The organism is Mycobacterium sp. OAS707 (assembly GCF_014873705.1).
Taxonomy (GTDB): Bacteria; Actinomycetota; Actinomycetes; order Mycobacteriales; family Mycobacteriaceae; genus Mycobacterium.
This window is the reverse complement of record NZ_JADBDS010000001.1, coordinates 1163641-1187953: the sequence shown is the minus strand read 5'-3', so window position 1 is coordinate 1187953 and position 24313 is coordinate 1163641. Positions and strand designations below refer to the sequence as shown.

The window sequence follows — 24313 nt, the reverse complement described above, 5'->3', positions numbered from 1 at the left end:
CCGGCCAACGACGCGAATCTGAGAGGAGCAGAATCGGGGACATGGCTGCGAATCCACGTGCCGGTACCCCGGCCCAACCCGAAGACCTCATCGATGTGGCCCAGGTGGTGACGGCCTATTACACCGTCGAACCCGACCCGGACAACGTGGATCAGCAGGTGGTGTTCGGCACGTCCGGGCATCGCGGTTCGAGTCTGGACGCGGCGTTCAACGAGGCGCACATCGTCGCGACCACCCAGGCGATCGTCGAGTACCGGGCGGCGCAGGGCACCACGGGGCCACTGTTCATCGGCCGCGACACACACGCGCTGTCGGAGCCGGCGTGGGCTTCTGCCCTCGAGGTGCTGGCCGCCAATGACGTTGTCGCGATGATCGATTCGGCCGACCGCTATACCCCGACGCCTGCGGTCAGTCACGCGATCCTGACGTTCAACCGCGACCGCGAGGGCGATCTGGCCGATGGCATCGTGGTCACGCCCTCGCACAACCCGCCGCGCGACGGCGGTTTCAAGTACAACCCGCCAAACGGGGGCCCCGCCGACACCGATGCGACGGGTGTCATCGCCAAGCGGGCCAACGAGATCCTGCGCGACGGCCTCAAGGGTGTGAAGCGGGTGCCGCTGGCCAGGGCGCTGCAGTCCGCACAACGACACGACTATATGGACGCCTACGTCGCGGACCTGCCGAACGTCGTCGATCTGCATGCCATCGGCGCCGAGGGGATCCGCATCGGCGCCGACCCGCTGGGCGGGGCTAGCGTCGACTATTGGGGGGCGATCGCCGAACGGCACAACCTGCAGTTGACGGTGGTCAATCCCTTGGTCGACGCGACCTGGCGGTTCATGACGCTCGACACCGACGGCAAGATCCGGATGGACTGCAGCTCGCCGAACGCGATGGCGTCGCTGATCGCCAACCGGGACAAGTATCAGATCGCCACCGGTAACGACGCTGACTCAGATCGGCACGGGATCGTCACGCCCGACGGCGGACTGCTGAACCCGAATCACTATCTGGCGGTGGCGATCGACTATCTGTACACCAACCGGCCGGAGTGGCCGGGTTCGACGGCGGTGGGCAAGACGGCGGTCAGCTCGTCGATCATCGACCGGGTGGTGGCGGGGTTGGGCCGCAAACTGCTCGAGGTCCCGGTTGGATTCAAATGGTTCGTGGACGGATTGATCGGCGGGACAATCGGTTTCGGCGGCGAGGAGAGTGCGGGGGCATCGTTCCTGCGTCGCGACGGGTCGACGTGGACCACAGACAAGGACGGTATCATTCTGGCGCTGCTGGCATCGGAGATCCTCGCGGTGACGGGGCAGACGCCGTCGCAGCGGTACCACGAGTTGTCCGAAAAGTACGGTGCGCCAACGTATGCGCGCATCGACGCGCCCGCCGACCGGGAGCAGAAGGCACGCCTGGCCAAGCTGTCGCCGGAGCAGGTGACCGCCACTGAACTGGCGGGCGAGGCGATCACCGCGAAGCTGACCACCGCGCCGGGCAACGGCGCGCCGCTGGGCGGCCTGAAGGTGACGACGGAAAACGCTTGGTTCGCGGCGCGCCCGTCGGGCACCGAGGACGTCTACAAGATCTATGCGGAGTCGTTCAAGGGCCCGGAGCATCTGGCGGAGGTCCAACAAGCGGCCAAGGACGTAGTGAATACAGTCATAGCGTGAGTGTTACGGAGGGTGAGTGTCCGGCTGACGTCAAGCCGAAACTCCCGCGCGAAGTCTGGGTGCTGATCACCGCAAACGTGGTGGTCGCCCTCGGGTATGGCGTGGTTTCGCCCGTGTTGCCGCAGTATGCCCGCAACTTCGGAGTGAGCATCAGTGCCGCGACGTTCGTCATTACCGCGTTTTCGCTGATGCGACTGGTGTCAGCGCCGGCGAGTGGGCTTTTCGTCCAGAAGTTCGGGGAGCGGCGGGTCTACGTCAGCGGGCTGTTGATCGTCGCGTTGTCGACGGGCGCGTGCGCGTTCGCACAGACGTACTGGCAGCTGTTGCTGTTCCGCTCGCTCGGCGGATTCGGGTCGGCGATGTTCACCGTGTCGTCGCTCGGGCTGATGATCCGCATCTCGCCGCCCGACGCCCGCGGCCGCGTCGCCGGATTGTTCTCGAGCGCATTCCTGGTCGGTTCGGTCGGTGGCCCGGTGTTGGGCAGCCTGACCGCAGGGCTTGGTTTGTCCGCACCGTTCGCGATTTACGGTGTGGCGCTGCTGATTGCGGCGGCCGTGGTGTTCATCAACCTGAGGCACTCGGCGGTCGCCGCGCCCGCGGCCGACACCGAAGAACCCGTGACATTGCGAATTGCCTTGCGCAACAGGGCGTATTGGTCGGCGCTGTTTTCGAACTTCGCGACAGGATGGTCTGTTTTCGGCTTGCGAATTGCGTTGGTGCCGTTGTTCGTCACCGAACTGCTGCACCGCGGGCCGCGGGTCGCAGGTCTGGCGTTGGCAACATTCGCGGTCGGCAACGTGGCAGCAGTCATCCCGAGCGGCTATCTGTCCGACCGCATCGGGCGCCGCACACTGTTGATCGTGGGGCTTTCGGTGTCCGGGGTGGCGACGATGGCCGTAGGGCTGGCCTCGTCGCTGACGTTGTTCTTGGCCGGTGCGCTGGTGGCGGGCGCGGCAGCGGGCATGTTCAGCTCGCCGCAGCAGGCGGCCGTCGCGGACATCATCGGCAGCAAGGCCAGGGGCGGCACGGCCGTCGCTACTTATCAGATGATGGCCGACGCCGGTGCGATCGTCGGCTCGCTCGCGGTCGGCGAAATCGCGCAGCACGTCTCGTTCGGCGCTGCCTTCGTGATCAGCGGCGGGATTCTGCTCGTCGCGGCCGTCGGCTGGGTGCTGGCGCCGGAGACCCGCGTCCGGCCAGGGGAGCACACACCGGCCCGTGCGCTGGGGCCTGAGGCCGGCGGCGAACTACCCTGACCTGCTGTTTTGAATGCGAACCCGCAGGTGGTGTAACTTCGATGAGCACAACTTCACGGGGCTATGGCGCAGCTGGTAGCGCACCACACTGGCAGTGTGGGGGTCAGGGGTTCGAGTCCCCTTAGCTCCACTTTTCGACACCTAAGTGTCCTTACTCGAAGTCAGCGAATCGCTTACGCTTCCCAGAATTCAGCTGTGTCGCACGACGCGATTAAACATGTGCTGACCTACTCGATGCGGACGAGGCGAACTGGACGTTTGCCATAGTCGAAGACGTTGGCATCGTTAACAAACCGCAGGTCAAGAGGTTGGCCAGGTTGGCCGTTTGCCGCGCGTTGCCGGAGCTGCTGCGTACTCATCGCGGACGCCACGTCGCGCTACATACCCGGACAGAGAGTGGGCGCTGAGCCGTTCGGTGGCCTCAGGGGACACCCAACCCCCATGTATCAGCTAGCGGGTTCTTGCGACGCTAGGGATTGTTAGCGACCGCTTCAGATATTCGACCAGTTCGCTCGCAACTTCTTCGGCGGAGCGGTCGCATCCAGAGTTCGCCCAATCCGTCAGCCAGACCTGCAGCGCCGACACCACCAGGCCGGCCAATATGGACGGACGCATCGATGGCGTCTCGCCCGAAGCGACTACGTCCTCAGCCAACGCAACCATGATGCCCCGACCCGTCTGCCACGCGTCGCGTTGGTTTCCACGCCACGAGTCGACGCCAGCGGTGGCCCAGTTCAATCCCTCATTGATGTGGAGCCGCAGGAAGTTTGGGTGTTCAGTGAAATAGATAACCAGCACCCGCATTGCGGCGTAGAGCCGGTCGAGCGGCGAATCCATGTCTTGTGCCACATGCCGTCCCGCTGCGATGAACTCGTCCATTCGTTGACGATTGAGCGCATCCCAAATCTCGTCTTTGCCGGAGAAGTTCTTGTACACCGTCGCCAGAGACACATCGGCACTGCGGGCGATGTCGGCGACCTTCGTCTTGTCGAAGCCCGATCTCGCGAACTCGAACTCTGCGGCAGAGACGATCTGCTGGCGGTACATATCGCGGCGTGCATCGCGAATATTGGGAACTTTCGCGAATTCCTGCGCTACCACGTGGGGCCTCTCGGCTGAGGGTCTGACGTTCGAATCATAGGCACGTCGGCCGCAGGCGTGGACCGACCGCTGCCCACGCCGCGCGGATGACAGTTTGTCGCCAGGCTGGATGCGGTCCACGGCGGAACAGCCATTGCGCTGCGTTGAACGCACTGCTAACTTAGCAGAATCTTGATTCTGTTTAACAGTAGCATTGTTCTGTTTCGGGCTGCTGAGCAGCTCAGATCAGCAAGATCGGAAGGAATTGGCGTGACGATGCGCGAGGAAGAACACGACTTCGCTAGACCATGGGCTAAGCAGCGCGTCAAGGTCTACGCGTGGTGCTCTGCGATCACCGCCACGGTCGCTGTCGGAAGCATCATCGGTGTCGGTGTCGGCTGGATTCCCATGGTGCCCCTGACAGGAGTCATTGCCTGCTTCCTGTTCATGACGCCAGTTTTCGTCATGTTCGGGGCATCGTGGATCAACGCTCCGGGCGAGACGCGAACAACGCTGGAAAAGGCCAACGAGTTTCAGATGCTTTGGTTCTGCATCGCGGGCGCGGCGAGCGAGTTGTGGTGGGAAGTGGCCTGGCTGGTCGGTGATCTTGCGGGTTGGATGCACATCAACGACCAGCAGCGGTGGGGATGGGTCTTTTGGTACTACGGCATTAACGACGTGCGGTATCTCAATAGCGACGGGCCGTTGTGGGCCATGGAACTGGTCGTCGTGGTCGGTGCTGCCATTTTGCTGATCTCGTGGTGGAAGCTGAGGAAGGCGGGCAACGACCCCCACAAGCGCATCCAGCCACTGTGGTGGAGTTTTGCGACCATGTCGGCGATGTTGACGGTGTTCTTCATCTACTTCGTCGCCGAAGCACGCCACGGGTTCCCCAACTTTCCCCGCCATGGATTCTGGGATGTCGCGATCGTGCTGATCTACGAGAACCTGCCGTGGATGATCGCGCCCATCGTCAGCCTGCCTTTCGTCGCCAAGCAGTTGGGCTACCTCTACCGCAAGACCGTCTCCGCGCCGGTTGACAACTTTGCGCCCGACCGCCGCACGACTGCAATCGGCGTCTGAAACAGACCATTGTCACCGAACACCGCCCGACGCAATGGCTTTCGGCCAGCGGCCGGGCGGTGTTTCGTTTCGGGCATGTGGATCACACCTGACTCATCGCTTCGCGCAACTCGCCGCACGCACGCATCTAGGGGTGGGCAGTTGTGAAGAGTGAAAATGAGAAACCTCATTTGGACGCGCGCGATGAGTCGCAGGAGAACGCACGTCCCGAATCCAACTGCCGGGCCGAATCTAAGTTAGTCACCTTGTCGGAGGATGAAATTCGCCATCTGCTGTTGGTGCTGCGCCACCGCGCGGTCTCGCCTCACCGCCCCCATCGGCCTCCTCGCTGAAGACGACGTCGCCGCTGACGTGCGAGGTCAGGTCCCGTCGACCGCTACGTGAGCGATAGACACTGGCTCGACTGACTTTGAGGGTGTTCACAATGGTGATGGCCGACTCGCCGCTCGCATACATCCGCTGCGCAAGAGCTGCCTGCGCCCCATTGAGAATGGTCGGCATCGGGGGCAGCTGCCCCTCGAAAGCTCGTCACTCCGCCTGTCCTCGCGGCAGAACGGTAGCCGGGCTCGCCGACGACGCTTCCGATCCGGCTCGCGGAGCCCTTTCGGGATAATGCAGATTATCCATGCGCCTGCCTTGAGCCGCGAGTCAACTCATTTGCCCTGACCTGGCCAGACGATGGATACGATCAGCGTTGTCGGGGTTGGATAGTTGTCCCCTCAGCTCCACCATATTCGCAGCTCAAAGGTGGTTTACAGGTCCGCTTTTTAGCGAAGTCCCATTGTCACCGATGGTGCGGCGAACCGCTTCACCAGTTCGTGCTCGGTGTGTTTGTCCTTGGCGGGCCAGTACCACAAGGCAAAGGTGATGCGGATAAGCCACTGCGCGGCCAGCGGGTCGCTGCGTCCGATCATTTCTTCGGCCATTTTGACCACGAAGGGTGATGCGGTCACGGTCCCGCCGTCGTGGCCAAGGCCGCCTATCATCAGCTTTCCGAGCGGCTCACCCCGCATGAGGTCGAGCGCGACGATGATGGCAGTCGCGACGCGCTCAGTTCCCTCCATCCCGGCTATGGCTTGCCTTATCGCGCCGATTATCCGCTGGGAAAACGCAAAGATGAGACGTTCGAGGATCTCCGCCTTCCCTCCGGCGTGGCGATAGATCGTTGCCGGCGAGCAATTCAACTGCGCCGCCAGCGCATTGATGGTGAACGCTTCAAAACCATTGCGCGAGACGAACTCTGAGGCCGTCGACATGATCCGGTCACGCGCTTCCGCGCTACGGTCCGCTCTGAGGACCCAGTCTTTCCGTCCCACGGCTACCAGCCTTCCCGCTGAGGCGCAGACAGACAAGAAATTCGTTCTCTCACCGCGAGACATATTCGGTGATATGCCTCATCGATGTTCGCAGCTCTGCGCAATTCCCGAGGACAGAAGTGGTAACCGGCAATGTAGTAAGCCTTTCAACTTTGACGCCAACCATTGACCTCCCGGTCGGCAGGAAATGACTCTGAGGGGAGTGCTGTCGAAAGGGTGTGCTGATCTTGAAGCTTGGAAGGGTCGCTGACGGTGCGGCCTCGATGTTCTCGCCCCTCATTGCGGCGGGGCGATTGAACGTCTCTGCGGCGATCCGCACGCACAGACGTGGCTACGGCGGCTGGACGGGTGCGGTCAATACCGGCTATGACCCGTTGGACCCAGCGACCGCGGCACAACCCCACGCTGCCTACGACGCTTTGCACCGCAGCGGACGTGTTCACTACAACCCCCGGCGCGCGACCTGGATTCTGCACAGACTCGACGATGTCCGCGCAGCCCTGCGCGACACAGACCGGGTAACCAGCAGCCATGGAGTAACCCGGGTACGAATGCAGGCCGACCTTGTTGTGGTCACCGATGGCGAGCAGCACAGCCGCCTGCGTAAACAAGTCCAGCCGGCGTTCACAAAAGGTGCTCTGGACAGTTGGCGCAACATCATCGACAAGCTTGCCGCCCAACTCGTCGACGACATGATTGCTGCTGGCAACTGTGATGCCGTGGAGCGGCTGACAATGCCGATGCCGCTTCGGGTGATCGCGGCCATCCTGGGTGTCCCCGAGAGCGACATCGCTGACTTCCGCCGTTGGTCAGACGACAGCACCCAACTGATCAACTTCACCCCCACGGTGAGTGGCGTCGTGAGTACCGCACGATCCATGCGGGCCGCTTTAGCGCTGCACCGCTACTTTTTGAAGCACCTCGCAGTTGGAGACCTCAAGGGATCGGACACCGTCCTCGGACGCCTGTTGGAGCACAACACCGACGGAGCGCTCACGGACAACGAGTTGTTCTATATCGCCATCCTGCTGCTGATCGCCGGTAACGAGACCACGACCAACCTGCTCGGCGGGATGCTGCACACCTACGCCGAGCATCCCGATCAATACGACATGATCCGTGCCAATCCGGACCTCATCCCGCAGGCCATCGAAGAACATGTCCGCTACACCAGCCCCATTCAGAACCTCTACCGCTACACACGTGCTGACTATCAGGTAGGCGAGGTCACCATCCCATCGGGCTCGCGTGTGTTGATGTCATTCGGAGCGGCCAACCGCGATCCGCTTGCCTTCGACGACCCCAACACCTTCCGCGCCGACCGAAACCCACGCTCCCACGTCGGTTTTGGCTACGGTCCACATCTATGTCTCGGAGCGCCACTGGCACGCATGGAGGCACAAGCCGTACTCCGTGAACTGGTCGACCGCGTGTCACGAATCGAAACCACCGGACCCACAACGTGGTCCACCAATAGCTCGCTTCGTGGGCCTACCCAACTGCCCGTCGTTCTCCACGAGGGGTCGACCATATGAAGTCGAAGCGCAAGCTGTCTGAACGATGGGCATTGTTCGGCGGACTTGCTCTCGCTCTGTCCGGCGTCGCGCACTTAGTGTGCCCACCTGCGTTCGAACCGGTAAATCGGTTGGCTTTCAAGGACAACATCCGTGCCCACGTTCTCATCAACGGCAGCATCGAAGCGGCACTCGGTCTAGCGCTGCTCAACTCTCGGACTCGTCGACCCGCCCTAGCAGCCACACTTGCCTACCTGACCTATTTCAACGCCAGCCTGCTGCACAGGCAGCGCGCCTTGGCCAACTAATCACACGTCCAGACGCGGGTGGGATCGACCGCCTCACCGTTCCGCCGATAGTGCTGTCCACGACGGTTTGTAGGGGGCTGGGGTGCCCTGTGTTGAGCAACTTCATACGCTTCGCGCGGCCCAGCGTCGTTTCTCTCCGGCCAGAACGCCATTGGGCAGCGTCCGCAGTAGCTTCGCGAACCATTCGACCGCGCCAACGGACCCAACGGCTTGAACTGCGACTTCGATACGATCCCAACGCACGGGACAGGCGCGCCTACGAATCCACCAAACGGATCAGCGCATCGAGTGCGCCGGCTCGGAATTCAGGACTCATGACGAGGCCGTCGGGTCCGACCTCATCCCTGGCGACGGGCAGTCGGACGCAAGCATCAGACTGGATGAGCGCGCCGACATAGCCGAGCACGGCGATCAGGGTGGCGACAGCCCCATCGCCGCGGCCCGGAGCGGCGACGTTGAGGAATGCGATCGGCTTTTCGTACAGGTCGGCCGAGCCGACGGTCCAATCAAGCAGGTTCTTGAAACTGCCGGGCAGGGTGCCTGCGTATTCGGGCGTGCAGAGTAGGACGGCGGCGGCACCCGAGATCTGTTCATGCAGCGCGACGACCGACGGATGAGCGGTTCCGTCGTCATCTGGATTGAAGGCCGGCAAGTCAGCGAGGCCCTCGTACCACCGGGTTTCGACGCCAGCCGGAGCGAGCGCCGCAACGGTGCGCAGCGCGGCAGTGTTGGTCGAACCCAGCCGCGTGCTTCCTGAGATCAGCAATACGACGGTCATTGTTGCGCCAACGACCGCTCCAAGTGAAATAGTCCCGTCGGGTCCTCGATGCGGAGTCCACGCGCAACAGCATTGCCGTCGTCAGCATTGTTCTCGAAGTGAAAGACTGGCACGGTGAACCATGTTCTGCGAGCAGGTGTTCTAGGTGATCTACCGGTGCGGGACTTCGTGGTTTCGCCTGGCTTTGCCGGTGTAGTGGCGCTGTTGGCAGCGGTCATCGTCGCGGGTGCTGTGCTCTATGCATCGCGACGAGCCCGTCAGCGATTCGAGCAGCAACGCGAGCAGCAGGAGCGTCGTCAAGATCAGACCCGTGACGACGCGGCGAACGCGCTGGCGTGGGAGCGGTGGCAGTGGGTGGTCGATACCGCCGGGATAGAGCCCGCCGCCAGCGAGGGCGCCACCCTGGGTCTCGGCCCCGCCGTGACGCTGGAGTTGCTCGGTGGGCTGCTCCGTGAAGCCGAGCGGCTCGGCGATGAGACGCTAGCCAAGGCCGTGGCCGTGTACCAGGAGCAGCTAGTGCTGGTACTGGCACAGCAGGCCGGTCCCGTTTCTGGCATCGCGGGGACTGCCAAGGAGCGAACACCGTCGTCGGCCGCTGAAACACCTTCCGCTGCAACGCCTCCCGCCACGGCGACCGAAAGCAGTGGAGGGCGGCGGCGCCGATGACGACGACTCGGCAACACATCGAGGGCCTCGACGTCGATAGGTGGGCGACGTTGACACGACGCGCGGCGGCGGATTCAGTCGCGGCCGCGAAGCGGTTGGGGATAGAGCCACGGCCTGAGTCGGTCGCATTGGCCGCAATGAGCGAGCGTGAACTCGCCCAACACCGCGAACGCAATGGACCTCCCGTGCCGCGCCGGTCGCTGGCGATGCAGCTCGTCGAGGCCGACCATTTGCGCCGGGTCGCCGAGGAGCAGGCGCGCGAGGCGCACCAGGGCAGGCTGGACGCCGAGGCGGCTGCCTCGCTAGCTCGGGATGAAGCGGAGCACTCCGCGCGCGTCGCCACTGCGGCGGGTGAGCGCATCCGCGCTGTCGAGGCCGAGGCCGCGCGCCGAGATGCTGAGCGGACAGCGGAGAGGGCAGCCGATCAGAAGAAGATGCAGCAGCTGCAAGCCGAGATCGAGCGGGTCCGCGCCGGAGCGGCGGCCGAGTTGGCGGCCGCCGAGGAAAAGGTTCGGGCTGCAGAGGCGCGTGCTGTCGAGCGCGGTACGGAACGCACTACCGATCGGGCGGCGGCGGAGAGAACCGTGCAGCAGCTTCAAGCCGAGATCGAGCGGGTCCGCGCCAGTGCGGCGGCGGAAGTGGCGGCGGCCGAGGAGAAGGTTCGAGCTGCGGAGGCACGTGCCGCCGAGCGGACCACCGAACGGACGACCGAGCGGGCGACGGGGGAGGAAGCCGTGCAGCGCGTGCGCCGTGAACTGGAAAAGGTGCGCTCGGACGCGGCCGCCGAGGTGGCAGCGGCTCGTGGGCAGGCGAGCGGTGACGTCGCTGCCGCGCGGGAAGCAGCAGAAGCCGAGATCGCCGCCGCGCGGGAGGCTGCAGAGGCTGAGGTCGCGCGTTGGCAGGCCCATGCCGGGGATATGGAGCGATGGGCGCGGGCCGAAGTGTCGACCCAATTGTTGACGATTCCCGTCCCGCCGATGGAAGTGCGTACCCGAATCGGGTCTGCCGAGACCACAATCGACGCGCTCTACCAGATCGATTACGTGCTGGAGGTCGGACTGGCCGAGGACGAGCAGACGCATTTCGAGCCCGATCTCGAGTTCACGCGCAACCTCATCTGGAAGGTGCAGGAGCAGGCCAAGGGCCTAACTCGCGAGTTGGCCGACCATTCCGCCTCTGGCTACGCGGAGGCCGCGACTGACGCCTATCGCGCGCTGCTTCAACGCATCGACGCCGCTGTCCAGGCCCTGGGAGGGCGCTTCCACAGCCCAGATGCCGACATCATTGCGGCGGTCACCGCCATGCTCGCCGACCTTCGTGCGCAAGGTCTTTACTAGTCGGCTGGCGATTGGAAGCGCCTTCGCGACAACATGATTGGGCTATTCCTCCGGGTGGTCCCGCCCCTCGGCGTAGTCGACCAGCGCGGCACTGATCCGCTTGTTGAGTTCGGGATCGCGAAAGGCGTTGACGAACATGGCGTTCCACCACAGTCCGTCGGCTGCAAGCCGGGCGATTTGCGCGCGTAGCGGGTGACGGTCCACCCCCGGCTCCGGCCACATCCACGCCTCGAACGCTTCCGCGATCGGCCCCTGCATCTCCGGTTCGGTACTGGCAGCCAGGATGACCGACCACCGGCGCAGCACCCGGTCGGCGTCGGCGGTGGTCAGGTTGTGGCAGGTCGATGCGATGTATGCACGGGTGTACGAGCCGGGTTCGCCGTCATCCCACTGGGCGTAGTTACTGTTCACATCGTCGACTAGCCGCTCCACCAGCCCCCGAACGAGCTCACTCTTGTTCGAGAAGTGGTACAGCAGCCCACCTTTGGACACCCCAGCCTCATCGGCGACGGCCTGCAGGGTCAATGCCTGTGGGCCGCCTCGGGTCAACACCTGCTCGGCGGCGTCCAGCAGTTCGTCGCGTCGGTCCCCTCTTGGCACTGAGCACTCTCGTCGTCTGCCTCCTGAGAGGCGTGGATATGCGATGTGTCGCGGTCAACAGTAACGCCCACCGGTGTTCGTCGAGTGGCGATGTTCACCGTCGGGCTTTCCGCCGAGAATCCGCGGACCGGACCGGCCAACCGTGCGACAAGCGGGCTGACCGCCGCGCCGACGGCCAGGGCAGTGGCCACGACATATGACCCGCCTGGTCCCCATGTGTCGTTGAGAGCACCCGACAGCGCGGTGCCGGCCGCGCCGCCAGCCAGTGCGCCGGTGTTGAGCCACCCGAAGGCTTCGGCGGCAACGTTTTCAGCGACTCCGCGTGAGACGGCGTGGTACAGCACTGCCATCGCGGGTGCGAATCCGAATCCAGCGGCGAACAGCGCCACGAATTGCAGGGGGCCGGTGACGAAGCCCGTCAGTGCCGTCCCCGCCACGACGACAGACATCGTCGCCACCAACGCGCCGAGGCCGAGTCGGCGGTTGCCAAGCAGCAGGCCGCCAATCAGTGATCCAAGGCTCGACACCGAGATCGCCACGCCGGCCATTGAGTGCCCCAATTGAGCGACCACTCCGACCTCCATCGCCATGAACGATGCGACCAGAGCAAGGTTGGCGACAAGGGCCAGCAGAACCTCCTGGCGCGCCAGTACCCGACCGAATGATGAAGTGTTACGGGCGATCCGGGGTTGTTTCAGTTGCAGACTCAGCACAAAAGCGATGGATCCGGTCAGGGTGATACCTGCCGCGGCGAGCAGAGGCACGGCGGTGGAAATCAGTGAGGTCAACACGGTCACCACGACCGGGCCGAAAACCCAAATCAGTTCTTGTGCGGTGGTGTCGAATGCGAACAACGCGCGCACCGTGTCAGCCGGAACCATCCTCGGGTACAGCGCGCGCACGACGGGCATCAACGGTGGGATCGTCGCTCCCACAAGGGTTCCCAGCGCAGCCAGCAAGATCAGATGCGGGGGAGCCAGCGCCAACGCCAGGAAACCGACGCTGTTCATTGTCGCGGCCGACAGCACCACGGGTGTCACACCGAATCGCCCGGTGAGCCGAGCGCTGATTGGCATGGCAACCGCCTCGGCAAGGCTGACACAGGCGACGACGAGGCCGGCCTGTCCGTATGACCCGGTCTTCTGCGAAAGGTGCATGAGGATGGCCAGCGACAGCATGCCGAGCGGCAGTCGCGCGAACAGTTGAGTTGCGGTAACTCGGAACAAGCCGGGTGTTCGGAGTAACCGCACATACGTGCCCACGGATCCTCCTTAGATGGGCAAAGAACAGGCGCAGTGAGCCTCGTCTGAGACGGGCGCCGCACCTCGATGACCCGCATTACTGTACCGACCGGACGGTACAGTAACCAATGAATAAGCCGGTCGCGTGCGCTCGATGTCGCCGTCGCCGCCGAGGATGCAAAACGAGGTCCAAGCTTTTTGGTTGATGACCACCCTTAGCGAACGCGGTGTGGTAGCCGTGAATCACGCCCAGAATGATGGGCAAGGGGGAAATGCCATGTCGCTTCGCCTCACCACGCGCACGACACTTGCCGCCGACCGCGCCGCAGAGCGCTGGTTTCTCGACCGTGGCCTGCCCTCGGTGTTGACACCAGGGGCGCGCCTGCAAGCAGTCTGGTCTCGCTCCGCGCCTTGCCTGGCCTTTTTCGCAACCCTGGAGGTCTCGTCGGCGGCGACCTATCAGATGACGGGCCGGCTCGAATGGTTTGGCGCCCCCATCCATGTGCAGCGGATCGGTTTGCTCGTCGCCCTGCTGACCTTGCCCGTGGCAGCGGGTGTCGGCTGGTTCGTTGCGCGGAAGATCACCGACCGTGCGCAGGCGATCGTCTCGACAGTTGCAGTGCCGATCGGCCTCGCGAGCGCCGTGGTCAAAGGCCTTACGCCCGAACAACATTTGGCGTACCTGAGCGAGGCGATCGTTTCCCTTTCGGTGACGCTGCTACTCACCGCTGTGGGGGTCGGCTCGGTGATCGGCTGGGGGGTCCGTTTGGCGCTCTCGCAGTTCGTCGCCGCGTGGGCGCTGCTGGTCCGGGCGCTACCGGTGGTCTTGTTTTCGGTGTTGGTGTTTTTCAACACCACCGTGTGGAACACGGCAGCGAGCCTGAGCCCATCCCGGTTCGCGTTCGGGCTGAGCATTTTTGTTGTCATCGCAGCGGCTTTTGTCGTTGAAGGCACGATCGAACACGCCAAGCCGACGCTGGCAGCGGCTACCGCCTCACCGGGTCGCGTGCAGCGTTTGGCCGGAACGCCCTTCGAGGACCTGCCAGACCCCATTGAGGTCCAGCCGCTTTCGCGAAACGAGCGCATCAACGTGTTCTTCACACTGGCGGCGTCACAGTTCGCCCGGATACTCGCGGTGACCTTCGTCGCGCAGCTGTTGTTCTTCGTGGTGGGCCTCGTTTGGCTCACCCCTGAGCTGCTGGGAGATTGGACCCAGCACCGGCTGACCCATGCAACGTTGCTCGGTTACCAGATCCCGGTGCCGCAGGCGTTCATCCAGATGCTGCTCTTTCTGGGCGCCCTCACCTTCATGTACGTCAGCGCGCGTTCTGTCGGCGACGGCGAGTACCGACACCAGTTTCTAGATCCGCTTGTCGAGGATCTCGAACTGACGTTGTTGGCGCGCAACCGCTACCTCGACAACCCGTCCGCGGGGAAACACACAGACCAGGAACACGGCGCTGCCAGACCTTCCCCGCGTTAGTCTTTGCCGATGATCGCGGGCGAGAAGGCGCCTAACTTCACCCTGTGTGATCACACCGGTCGACCACGGACGCTGTCTGCGCTCCTCTCCGAGGGGCCGGTCGTGCTGTTCTTCTTTCCACTGGCGTCATCACCGATTTGTACAGCCCAGGCTTGCCATTTCCGGGACCTGAGCAACGAATTCGCCAGGGTGGGCGCCCAGCGGGTCGGTATCAGCACCGACACCGTTGACAGGCAGGCGCACTTCGCCCAACAGCGCTCGTTTGACTATCCGCTGCTCTCCGACGAGGACGGTGTGGTGTCCGAGCTGTTCGGGGTGCGCCGAGGCAGGTTCGCCAGGCTGCGTAGGTCCGTCCTGGCACGCGAGGCGGCCCGGCACAGCCGGCACACCCGGCGCCGCGGTCTGCTGGCCCGGGTGCTGCCGGTCAGGCGGACCACCTTCATCATCGACACCGACCGCACCGTGCTCGAGGTCGTCTCCAACGAGGTGCGCGCATCGGTGCATGCCGATCAGGCCTTGCGGTTCTTGGAGAACTACAACGTGCCACAGCACACCGACGAGCGTCAGCATTCGGCAGCCAAGGACGAGCCGAGCTTGGCCCGGCCACACCTAGTGACGCCAGACCGCATCGATTCTGGTCTCGAATTGGCACCCGACGCTCCGATCGAAGCGCTGAACACGACAGCGAAGCCGCCGCGCTGGCCGAAAAATGATGTGCGGGGACAGATTCTGACGTGGTGCGTGCACAGCACCACCGTTGCCGAGATCGCTGCTCGTCTGTCGTTGCCGCTGGGCGCGACGCGGTTCCTGGTCGACGACTTAGTGACACAGGGTTACTTGCGGGTGCGCGCGCCCCTCGCGGACTCGATGACCATCGACGAACGACGTGAACTGATCACAAGGACCCTGGTGGGCCTACGTGCACTCTGAGGAGTGGCGCTACGGCTTGTGGTCGCTGTCGTACTTGTTGGCGCCATTGGGGCGCACTTCGGGTCGTCCCGGAAGGCCGCTGCCCTGGCTGCCGCCCTTATTGCCGCCGTTCGGGTGAACTTCCGGTCGGCCGGGAAGGGTCTGCTGGCACTGCGTGCACTCGACCAACGGGATATTGAAGTCCGAAGAGTTGATCGACGGGTCAATTGGCTGCGTTGACGCCTGCGCGATCCCCGAAGTCAGTCCCGCCAGAGCGATGCCGCCAAACAGCAGGGCCCCGACAATCGCCTTTTGAAGGTTGTTGGTGACGTTCATGTTGTGTTTTACCTTTGGGGTTCAGCGCTTTTGAGCGGACCGCTAGTTGTTGACAACACGAACGTAGGACCGGCTGCTTGTCGAATTCTTGGAGCGTTTGGGTATGGCGAGTTCAGTGTTGCGTCAGTTCGACCACCTGTTGGCGATCCTGGTCGGAGACGTACACGGTCCCAGCGGAATCCACTGCTACATCGGCCGGCGACTCGAGGCCGGTGATCGGCAGCACGGATTGGGTGTTCGATGCGGGGATGTACTGCACCACCCGGTTGTGGTTGCGGTCCACGATGTAGAGGTTGCCCACACTGTTCACCGCCATGCCGGTGGGGGTGTCGAGGTCCTTTATCGGCAGCACGGTTTGAGCGTTCGAGCCAGCCGACAAGGACAAGACGCGCGGTGATGCGCAGCAGGCCCCGTGGGTCATGGCCGTGCCGCTGGCAGCATCGACGACGTACACGGTGCCTGCGGTGTCCGCTGCCACGCTGAAGGGAAGCAGCAAGCCCGAGAACGGCAGCACCGTCTGCGCGTTCGTTCCGGCCGCCAACCTCACGACCCGATATTCCTGCGGGGCAGCGTCACTCCCACCGTCGATGACATAGATGCTTCCGGCGGTGTCGACCGCGACGCTGCCAGGTCCTTGCAGATCGGTGAAGGGCAGCACGGTCTGGACGTTCGTTCCGGCCGCCAACTTCACTACCCGGCGGTCGGCGTAGTCGGAGACGTAGACGTTGCCTGCGGTGTCCGCCGCGATCGCGCCTGGGCGGTCGACCCCGTCGAGGGGTACCACGGTCTGGGTGTTCGTTCCGGCCGCCAACTTCATGAGATGGCCCGGCGCGCCGTGATAAACACCGGCGTAGTCGACAACGTACACGTCGCCGGCCGAATTCACCGCCAGCCCTTGGGGATTGGAGAGACCCGTGAAAGGCAACGCGGTTTGCCGGGCTGCGGGTGTCGGGGCAGGCTGAGCCGACGTGGTCGGCGGCGCCGGTGCAGGCGCAGACGGCGGCGGTGCACTGCACGCGGTGCTGCTGAGGCTTGCCATCACAACCGGGACGAGCACTGCGAAGACGGCGGCACGTCGGCGGGCGCGGAACGGCGGTGTTCGAAACATGTTGAGGTGGTCCTTATCTCGGAGGTGCTGGCTGCAGCGTAAAGATTGAAATGCTTGCCTTGGCAGAATCTTGGCGATCGATTTCTATTGCGCGAATGAGAAAATGTCGGGCTCGGCGATTCGCTTGAGACCGCTGCCGTCTACCCAACTTGAGCTGTGGCACAAGAAGTCGCCAAGGCGCCCGTCGTCTCCTTTGGGGCGAGGTGGTGAAATGCACCGCCTGCGAGCAAGGAAAGAGAGCACGACATGCCACAGGGGGGCGTCCGCGTCATTGGTTCTGACGGCACTATCTATTTTCCAAACGGCAAGAGCCAGGATCGGGATGGCACGGTGCGTGGTCCCGATGGCAGCGCCCTCATTCCAAACGAGGTCGGAGGCGGCGACCCCGTCCGCGGTGCAGACGGCATCCTCTACTTCCCAGACGGCAAGACGATGGACGACGACGGCGTCCTCTACGACTGGAATATGAATATCCTCCAGCCGTGTACCGACGGCACGGACTTCCCCGACGATCCCACTGGTGAAAATGACAATGACGGCCCGTGCCCCGATAAGGGTCCAGACGACCATGACCCCAAAGACGGTGACGACAACTCCGACCCCAAGGATCCCAACACCGGCCCCGAGCCAGGCGATCCCGATCCCGGACCGGACCCCGGCGATCCCGACGGCGACGACGACCCCGACGGCAACGAAGGGCCATCCCACCACGGCCACTCGCCAAGTGGGGGGCACTCGTCGGGGGGCGGACACTTCGGCGCCAGTTCCTATTTTGGTGGCGGGCGCGCTGGCGCCGGCCTAGGTGACATCGACACTGGCGAAAGCGGTTTCGGCTGGGCCCAGTTCGGCAGCCCCCGCGAGGACGACGGCGACGAAGGCGGCGGAGACGAGCGACCCGGCCACGGGCATCACCCGGGGTCTGGCCACTCTTCGTCCGGCCATGCCGGGCGCGGCCCGACAGCCCTTCTCGGCAGTGTCGACGACCAGGACTACGTAGGCGGTGGAGCAGGCTGGGCCAAGTACGGCGCCCCACGCGCCAGCACAGCGGCGCAGGGCTTCGAAGGCCTCGGCGGATCCATCACGGCCCCCGAGCCTCCACGTCACGGCGCCCGACGATCGCCGCACGGCCATCGCGACGGGTCACACCACGGCCGTCGTTGGGTACTTGGCGGCCTTGGCCTGGCTGCTCTGGTCGGGATAGCGGTGCTGGGCATCGGCGGGCTACAGGAACAGCCGACCTCTCAGGACGTAGTCATCAGCCCCGCGCCGGTGGCATCGTCCACTGCGGTTAAGTCGTCGTCCGTTGCGGTATTGCCCGCTGAGCCGAGTGTGTCGGCGCAGCCGACTCCGTCCGTCAGCGTGACGACCACGCCTGCGGCACCGAGCACCACTGTGCAATTGCCGCCGCAAGTCATCGTCGAAACCACCACTGCGCCATCGATTCCGGTCACGCTACCGGCGGCGCCGTCTGAAACAACGGACTCCGCACCCGCCACCTCGGCCGCTCCGACCACGGTGCGCAAAGCCACGCCGCCGACCACGGTCCCCAAGGCCACGCCGTCGACTGCGTCGCCGACTCGCCATAAGGGCCCGAAGGCCGGATCGACACCGGGCGGCGCTGACGTCCACGTTTCGGGTCCGGCCGACAGCCATCCGATCAAGACGAAGCTCGGCTGAGTTCGGCGGGTTAACGTAGCCGGCTATGGGCGCTCTGGACGGTCGGGTCGCATTTGTCACCGGCGGTGCGCGCGGGCAAGGGCGTGCCCATGCCTTGGCCCTCGCCGCCGAAGGCGCGAACATTGTCATTGCCGATGCACCCGCTCCGATGTCGGGTCTGACGTATCCGCTCGGCACTGAGGATGATCTCCGCGCCACGGCCAAGCAGGTCGAGGCGCTGGGCAGCGTCTGTCTTCCGGTCGCGATGGATGTGCGGGATCCGGTCGCGGTAGCTGCGGCCGTTGAGGAGACGGTCAACAGGTTGGGAAGCCTCGACATCGTGGTGGCCAACGCCGGGATCGTCAGTACCGGGCCGTTGGAAGAAGTGACCGACGAGATCTGGCAGCAGCTGATGGACACCAACCTGACGGGTGCTTTTCACACGCTGCGGGCCGCGATACCGGTGATGCGACGGCAGCGTTTCGGCCGAATTGTCGTCACGTCGTCAATGGGCGGCCGCATGGGCATCCCAGAACTCGCGGCCTACAACGCAACCAAATGGGGAGTCATCGGGCTCGCCAAGTCGCTTGCCCTGGAAGTCGCCAAGGAGGGCATCACAGTCAACGTCATCTGCCCGACCACCGTGCAGACACCGATGGTGCAGCCAGCGGGCGGCGACGATGTTCCCGACGACCTGGTCCGCCGCATGATGAAGGCCAACCCGATTCCTCAGCCGTGGCTTGCGCCCGACGATGTCAGCCGCGGGCTCCTGTATTTAGTCACGGATCCCGGCGTCATCACCGGCAGCGTCCTCGAGATCGGGCTCGGTGGCAGCGCTCGAATTCACTGAAATCGCAAGTCTTCTCGGGCTGCTAGATCGCGGGCTGAGCTACCGACAGTGCGATCGCTTCGTGCATACCCCTCGTCGCCAGACTGTCTGCGAGTTCGTTGTCGGCGACCCCTGCGTGTCCTTTCACCCAGAACCACTCGACGTGATGTCGCGCGCACGCTGCCTGGAGCCGTTGCCACAGGTCGACGTTTTTCACCGGCAGCTTGGCCGCGGTCAGCCAACCGTTGCGCTCCCAGCCGAGAACCCACTTGGTGATGCCGTTGCGGACATAGGTGCTGTCGGTGTGCAGGTGCACAAGCACCGGTCGGGTGAGCGCTTCGAGCGCCATGATCGGCGCCGTCAGTTCCATGCGGTTATTGCTCGTCATGCCGGACTCGCCACCGAACATCTCGCGGACATGCCGGCCTTGCCGCAGCACCGCCCCCCAGCCGCCGGGCCCGGGATTGGGCCTGCAGCCGCCGTCGGTGTGGATGATTACGACGTCGTCCATTCGCCGAGAATAGGCAGTTCGTCGAACGTTGAGCCGCGCGACTCGCGGAGGACGGAACGAAGACGGTCGACCCGCCAACAGGACGCGTTGACGGGTCGACCGTGGGGATGGCTTGCTGTTAGCACGAACCGTCGAGAGCTTCGAGAACCCCACCGGTGCACCCGGGCAGGGACGACCACAGGTTCGTCGAAGGTGGTGTGTAGGACGGAGCCTCCGGCGCCGGGTAGAGCGCACTCGGGTCTGACGCGCTACTCGCGGGGGAGCAGTAGTACGAGTAGGAAAGTTCGCCGTAACAGTCATCAGCCTGCGCGGTTCCTGCGCCGGCGAACAGCACGGCGGGCGTAACTGCCGCCGCTGCCGCTACGCCCAGTGCCGCGACAAGCCCTTTTGCCTTGAAGTTGTGGGTGGTCATGGTGTGTCCTTCTCTTCTCGTGCAGCGGCCCGGGCGGCCGCGCTGTAGATAGGTGCAACCAGCCCGCGCGTGGGGGACAACTTTTTGAGAATCAGTGAAAACGAGGTGCCGAGGCGTCGCGGTAGATTGCGACGCGTGAGCGAAGACAGGGTTCGGGTGCAGATGGCCCCCAATGGCGTGGCAACGGTGACCATGGTGCGCTCGGATAAACACAACGCACTCGATCGACCGATGTTCGAAGGTTTGGTCAACGCCGCCGAGCAGGTCGCAGGCGATGCGTCGGTGCGCGCGGTCGTGCTGCATGGCGAGGGGAAGAGCTTCTGCTCCGGCTTGGACGTTGCAAGCTTCATGTCGGGAGAAGGTGGCACAGGCGTTCTACTGGCGCGCGAGGAGGGTCGGCTGGCCAATTTGGCCCAGCGGGTGGCCTACGACTGGTCATTGGTGCCGGCACCGGTGATCGCTGCTATCCATGGCAACTGCTTCGGCGGCGGTCTGCAGATAGCGCTCGGTGCCGACATCCGGATCGCGGCGCCGGACTCGAAGCTGTCCATCATGGAGGTCAAGTGGGGTCTAGTCCCCGACATGGGTATCACACAGACACTGCCGCGACTCTTGCCGATCGACGTCGCGAAAGAGTTGACGTTCAGCGGTCGGATCGTTTCGGGGAGTGAGGCTTTGGAGCTCGGGCTGGTAACGCGGACTGCCGAGGATCCACTTGCTGCGGCATTGTCACTCGCAGAAGAGATTTCGCAGAAGTCGCCGGACGCTGTGCGCGCTGCCAAGCGTCTGTACGACGAGACGTGGACAAGTAGCGACGCCGCGGCGTCGCTGGTGCTCGAATCCGAATTGCAGACCGGGCTGATCGGTAAGCCCAACCAGATCGCGGCTGTCATGGCTGGAATGTCGGGAGAGCGGCCGGTTTTCGTCGACCCCGCGTAGAGAGGGCGTCGACGGCGCCAGGAATCACAACCCTCGTGCGGAACGGCGATTCCGTGGCCGCCAGTGGACGGTCTACCTGATCTGCAGGACTGTCAGTTTGGTGGGGTTGTAGCCCGTAACGATCAGGGCGCGGGTCCCGTCTGGGGTCAACAGCGGATAGTTGCCGCCAGTGACCGTGGCGCCGGCCTGGGTGCCGGTGAGGGTGTTGATCACTGCCAGCTGGCTGCCGGTGTTGATCAGAGCGCGGGTGCCGTCGGCGCTCAGCAGTGCGGAGCCAGTGTCAGGCTTGTAGGTGAAGATGGAACCGACCTGCGCGCCGGTGGTGGTGTTGATCACCGCCACCTCGGTTGTGCCGACGCCGGTCGTGGCAAAGTTCGAGCTGATTGTCGCGATCACGGCGCGTCCAGTGTTGGCGCTGAACAGTACTGGCCCGTTGAGGAAACCCGTGAGTGTGGTGGTGGGCCCGATCTGGGTGCCCGTCGTAGTGTCGATCACCGTCAACCGGGTGGTGTTGACGCTAGTACGCCCGTCATAGACGTTCGTGACGATCAACGCGCGGCTGCCGTTGGCGCTCACCAGTTTTGAACCAAACTCGCCACCCGCAAGGGCGAGCGTGGTACCGGTCTGGGCGCCGGTGATCGTGTCGATCACCGCGACCCGGGTGCTCACTGCGCCCGTGGTCGGGTTGGTAACCGCATTTGCGATCAAGGCGCGGCTGCCATCGGCACTGACCAGCTGCGGGCTGTAATCGGGGCCTATCAGCGGTATGGACCATGCGCCGGCGCGGGTCGTGCTGGTATAGGTCCCGGCGTCCAGGTTGACCACCGAAATCTGAGTGGACGTTCCAGTGCTCGGGTCGGATACAGGTGTGATGAACACCGCGCGGGTGCGATCGCCGCTCCAGATCGGTTGGACGTTGCCGGCGAGGACAAAGGGCGTGCCGATTTCAGCGTTGGTGCCGGTGTCCACGACCGCGACTCGGGTGGACTCGGCGCCCGTGGTTTGGTCGGTGACCAGGGCGGTGATCAGGGCGCGGCTGTGGTCGGCATTCAGCGTCGAGTCGGCATATGGGGAGGAGTCGCCGGGAGCGCCGGTGCCGGCTTGCGTGCCGGTGTCGTTGGCGATCTGAGCGCCAGTCGCGAGATCGATCGTTGTGACCTGAGTTGTGTAAATACCCGTTGTCGGGTTGTAGACCGAGGTGGCAATCGAGGCGTGGGTGCCATCGGCGCTCAACCCCGGTGATCCTGGGGAACCGGCAAGGGTGATGGTGCTGCCGACCTGCTTGCCGGTGGTGGTGTTGACTACCGCGACCCGCGTGGTGGTTCCACTCAGACTTGGAAGGTAGGTGGTGAGCATGGCTCGAGTGCCGTCAGGGCTCAACAGCGGAGGGCCCCATGCGTAGCCGTTGACGCTAACGCTGCCAAGGGTGGTCACGCTCGTTGCGGCGACGGGCGCCGCGATGGGCACGGTGACGTTGACGGATGCGATCGCCTGACCGTCGGTTGCCTTCACGGTGAAGGTCGTGCTGGTTGGTCCACCGGTGGCCGCTGCCTGGCGGGCGGCCAACGTAGGCGTGAACGTATAGGCGCCAGCGCCGGTGATGGCGACCGTGCCGGAGGACGGCTGAGTCACGCTGTAGGACAGGATATCTCCGTCCCGATCGGTGAAATTGAGGGCGCCCGTGACCGCTCCGCTGCCGACATTCGGCGTGCCGACGGTCGGGGTGCCTGCCACCGGTGCAGCGTTGCCGTAGCGGATGGTCAACACGCGCACGGTCTTGTCGACGGCATCGGTGACGTACAGCGTGCCTTTTGAGCTCACCGCGCCGACGTGCCCGCCGGTTGTATCGGTATCGATCGCCACCGTGCTGACGACCTTGTTGGTAGCGGTGTCGATCACCGACACGGTGTCGTTCGTGTTGGTGACGTAGGCCAGGCTGCCGTTGGGGCTGAACGCCACCGAGCTGGGCGACGGGCCCACTGAAATAGCCTGCTTGACAACGCTATTGGTAGCGGTATCGATCACCGAGACCGTGCCGCTGCCGGTATTGACCACGAATAGCCGGCCACTGCCGCCGACAGCCAGGGCGGAGGGCTGGCTTCCGACTGCGATGTTGGTGACGCTGTAGCTGCTGGGGTCGATCACCGACACCGTGCTGCTGCCGCGGTTGGTTACATATAGTCGACCGCCGGTGAACGCTAGCGCGCTCGGAGCCGTTCCCACTGAAATTGACTGTATGCCAGATACATTGGGATTGACATCGACGAGCTTGTAGGTGGTGGTGTTGATGACTGACACGGTGTTGCTACCGCGGTTGGCCACATACAGGCGGCCGTCGGAGCCGACTGCCAACGCGCTGGGTGAGGAACCCACAGAAATCGATTGAGTTCCCCAGGCGCTGGGATTGGTGTCGATGCGCTTGTAGGTCGCCGTGTCGATCACCGACACCGTGCCGCTGCCGGTGTTGGCCACGTACAACCGCTTGCCGTCAGCGCTCAGTGCCAACGCGCTTGGCGAGGAACTGACCGAAATGTCTTTCGAGAAGTAACTCGAGTTGGCATCGATCCGCTGACCGGTGATGGTGTTGATCACCGACACCGTGTTGCTGCCGGTGTTGGCCACCCACATCCGGCCGTCGGTCCCGATCACCGCGGCAGAAGGATTGGTACCCACCGCAATCGGAGCCTGATTCTCAAACCGGATCGGCGAGATGTACACCGACACCGGTGCTGTGGTGGCCTGTTGACCGTCACTGACCGCGACGCTGAAGGAGTCGGTGTCGACCGTGCTCGTCGCACCGGCAGCCAGGCGCGCGGCCTGGGTCGGGGTATAGGTGTATGCGCCCGTCTGCGAGTTCAACTGCACCGATCCCTGTGTTGGGGCGGTTGTGACTGTGTAGGTCAGCGAGTTGTTCTCGGGATCAGTGGCGATCACCGTACCGGCCACCACGCCTGTCACCGGGTCCGGTATCCCGACGGGTTGTGCAGGGACACTCGGCGCCGAATTGACCGTCAGCATGGCTGCGGCGGTGAAAGTTTGGACACCGTCGATGCTTTCGTTGCGGGTTCGCGAACCCGCAGCGAGCAGGGCCAATTCCACCGGCGAGTCGACTGGTGTCAGCGGACCGCCGGGCGCAAGGGGATCCGACCCCACTGAGACGGTCAGCGGGACTGAGCTGACCGTTTCGGGGGGCTCGGTCAGGTCCTCGGAAGCGGTCGAGATAGCTTGCGTAGCAACGAGGTTAGCCACGGCAGGCGATGCTGTGCCGACCTCTG

Annotated in this window: 22 protein-coding genes and 1 tRNA gene; 13 read left to right on the top strand and 10 right to left on the bottom strand. The window is 64.1% G+C overall.

The window, feature by feature from the left end; genetic code table 11:
• Positions 1–41: 41 nt before the first annotated feature.
• From pgm to GGC64_RS05810, 3 genes are all read left to right on the top strand, one after another.
• Positions 42–1676 carry a phosphoglucomutase (alpha-D-glucose-1,6-bisphosphate-dependent) gene (gene pgm / locus GGC64_RS05820; protein ID WP_192721470.1) on the top strand — a complete coding sequence of 545 codons (1635 nt, stop codon included), beginning with the start codon at positions 42–44 and terminating at the stop codon, positions 1674–1676.
• Positions 1673–2932, top strand: coding sequence for an MFS transporter (locus GGC64_RS05815; RefSeq protein WP_192721469.1), 1260 nt, complete (start codon positions 1673–1675; stop codon positions 2930–2932). Before pgm ends, GGC64_RS05815 begins: the two co-directional genes overlap by 4 nt.
• 57 nt (positions 2933–2989) lie before the next feature.
• A tRNA-Ala gene (locus tag GGC64_RS05810) sits at positions 2990–3062 on the top strand.
• A 320-nt stretch (positions 3063–3382) separates the two neighbouring features.
• On the opposite strand, the gene GGC64_RS05805 is transcribed toward GGC64_RS05810, so the two are convergent.
• Positions 3383–4153, bottom strand: coding sequence for a TetR/AcrR family transcriptional regulator (locus GGC64_RS05805; RefSeq protein WP_370581995.1), 771 nt, complete (start codon positions 4151–4153; stop codon positions 3383–3385).
• A 135-nt stretch (positions 4154–4288) separates the two neighbouring features.
• Between GGC64_RS05805 and GGC64_RS05800 the strand changes: the two genes are divergently transcribed.
• Positions 4289–5095, top strand: a complete 807-nt coding sequence (locus GGC64_RS05800; RefSeq protein ID WP_192722415.1) for an Emopamil-binding protein — start codon at positions 4289–4291, stop codon at positions 5093–5095.
• A 767-nt stretch (positions 5096–5862) separates the two neighbouring features.
• On the opposite strand, the gene GGC64_RS05795 is transcribed toward GGC64_RS05800, so the two are convergent.
• Positions 5863–6411: a TetR/AcrR family transcriptional regulator gene (locus GGC64_RS05795; protein WP_192721468.1), complete on the bottom strand. Its 549-nt coding sequence runs from the start codon at positions 6409–6411 to the stop codon at positions 5863–5865.
• A gap of 263 nt (positions 6412–6674) precedes the next feature.
• Here GGC64_RS05795 and GGC64_RS05790 point away from each other — a divergent pair, with 263 nt between their 5' ends.
• Both GGC64_RS05790 and GGC64_RS05785 read left to right on the top strand, forming a co-directional pair.
• A complete protein-coding gene (locus tag GGC64_RS05790; RefSeq protein WP_192722414.1) occupies positions 6675–7946 on the top strand; it encodes a cytochrome P450 in 1272 nt (423 codons plus the stop codon).
• Complete coding sequence (locus tag GGC64_RS05785; protein ID WP_192721467.1) at positions 7943–8233, top strand: hypothetical protein; 291 nt, start codon at positions 7943–7945, stop codon at positions 8231–8233. Before GGC64_RS05790 ends, GGC64_RS05785 begins: the two co-directional genes overlap by 4 nt.
• Positions 8234–8489: 256 nt before the next feature.
• On the opposite strand, the gene GGC64_RS05780 is transcribed toward GGC64_RS05785, so the two are convergent.
• On the bottom strand, positions 8490–9011 hold the full coding sequence (locus GGC64_RS05780) for an NADPH-dependent FMN reductase (protein WP_192721466.1): 522 nt from the start codon (positions 9009–9011) through the stop codon (positions 8490–8492).
• 114 nt (positions 9012–9125) lie between these two features.
• Between GGC64_RS05780 and GGC64_RS05775 the strand changes: the two genes are divergently transcribed.
• Positions 9126–9677 (top strand): hypothetical protein, encoded by a 552-nt coding sequence (locus tag GGC64_RS05775; protein WP_370581994.1) that lies wholly within the window; start codon positions 9126–9128, stop codon positions 9675–9677.
• A complete protein-coding gene (locus GGC64_RS05770) occupies positions 9674–11014 on the top strand; it encodes a hypothetical protein (RefSeq protein ID WP_192721465.1) in 1341 nt (446 codons plus the stop codon). Before GGC64_RS05775 ends, GGC64_RS05770 begins: the two co-directional genes overlap by 4 nt.
• 42 nt (positions 11015–11056) lie before the next feature.
• On the opposite strand, the gene GGC64_RS05765 is transcribed toward GGC64_RS05770, so the two are convergent.
• Together GGC64_RS05765 and GGC64_RS05760 are read right to left on the bottom strand one after the other, a co-directional pair.
• The gene (locus GGC64_RS05765; protein WP_192721464.1) at positions 11057–11614 is read right to left on the bottom strand and encodes a TetR/AcrR family transcriptional regulator; all 558 of its coding nucleotides are present in this window, start codon (positions 11612–11614) and stop codon (positions 11057–11059) included.
• Positions 11560–12876 (bottom strand): MFS transporter, encoded by a 1317-nt coding sequence (locus GGC64_RS05760; RefSeq protein WP_192721463.1) that lies wholly within the window; start codon positions 12874–12876, stop codon positions 11560–11562. The genes GGC64_RS05765 and GGC64_RS05760 overlap by 55 nt, the downstream gene beginning before the upstream one ends.
• Positions 12877–13057: 181 nt before the next feature.
• Between GGC64_RS05760 and GGC64_RS05755 the strand changes: the two genes are divergently transcribed.
• The gene (locus GGC64_RS05755) at positions 13058–14338 is read left to right on the top strand and encodes a hypothetical protein (RefSeq protein WP_192721462.1); all 1281 of its coding nucleotides are present in this window, start codon (positions 13058–13060) and stop codon (positions 14336–14338) included.
• Between the two features lie 9 nt (positions 14339–14347).
• Positions 14348–15268, top strand: a complete 921-nt coding sequence (locus GGC64_RS35130; protein WP_192721461.1) for a peroxiredoxin — start codon at positions 14348–14350, stop codon at positions 15266–15268.
• A 9-nt stretch (positions 15269–15277) separates the two neighbouring features.
• On the opposite strand, the gene GGC64_RS05745 is transcribed toward GGC64_RS35130, so the two are convergent.
• Positions 15278–15583 carry a hypothetical protein gene (locus GGC64_RS05745; protein WP_192721460.1) on the bottom strand — a complete coding sequence of 102 codons (306 nt, stop codon included), beginning with the start codon at positions 15581–15583 and terminating at the stop codon, positions 15278–15280.
• 112 nt (positions 15584–15695) lie between these two features.
• A complete protein-coding gene (locus tag GGC64_RS05740; RefSeq protein WP_192721459.1) occupies positions 15696–16691 on the bottom strand; it encodes an NHL repeat-containing protein in 996 nt (331 codons plus the stop codon).
• A 330-nt stretch (positions 16692–17021) separates the two neighbouring features.
• Here GGC64_RS05740 and GGC64_RS05735 point away from each other — a divergent pair, with 330 nt between their 5' ends.
• Positions 17022–18368, top strand: a complete 1347-nt coding sequence (locus GGC64_RS05735) for a hypothetical protein (RefSeq protein WP_192721458.1) — start codon at positions 17022–17024, stop codon at positions 18366–18368.
• Positions 18369–18393: 25 nt separating this feature from the next.
• The gene (locus tag GGC64_RS05730) at positions 18394–19197 is read left to right on the top strand and encodes a mycofactocin-coupled SDR family oxidoreductase (protein ID WP_192721457.1); all 804 of its coding nucleotides are present in this window, start codon (positions 18394–18396) and stop codon (positions 19195–19197) included.
• Positions 19198–19219: 22 nt separating this feature from the next.
• Here the strand turns inward: GGC64_RS05730 and rnhA are convergent, their stop codons facing one another.
• Together rnhA and GGC64_RS05720 are read right to left on the bottom strand one after the other, a co-directional pair.
• A complete protein-coding gene (rnhA, locus tag GGC64_RS05725; RefSeq protein ID WP_192721456.1) occupies positions 19220–19687 on the bottom strand; it encodes a ribonuclease HI in 468 nt (155 codons plus the stop codon).
• Between the two features lie 118 nt (positions 19688–19805).
• Positions 19806–20099, bottom strand: a complete 294-nt coding sequence (locus tag GGC64_RS05720) for a hypothetical protein (protein ID WP_192721455.1) — start codon at positions 20097–20099, stop codon at positions 19806–19808.
• Between the two features lie 135 nt (positions 20100–20234).
• Here GGC64_RS05720 and GGC64_RS05715 point away from each other — a divergent pair, with 135 nt between their 5' ends.
• Positions 20235–21038, top strand: coding sequence for a crotonase/enoyl-CoA hydratase family protein (locus GGC64_RS05715; protein ID WP_192721454.1), 804 nt, complete (start codon positions 20235–20237; stop codon positions 21036–21038).
• Positions 21039–21110: 72 nt separating this feature from the next.
• Here the strand turns inward: GGC64_RS05715 and GGC64_RS05710 are convergent, their stop codons facing one another.
• A complete protein-coding gene (locus GGC64_RS05710) occupies positions 21111–24287 on the bottom strand; it encodes an Ig-like domain-containing protein (RefSeq protein WP_192721453.1) in 3177 nt (1058 codons plus the stop codon).
• Positions 24288–24313 lie beyond the last annotated feature (26 nt).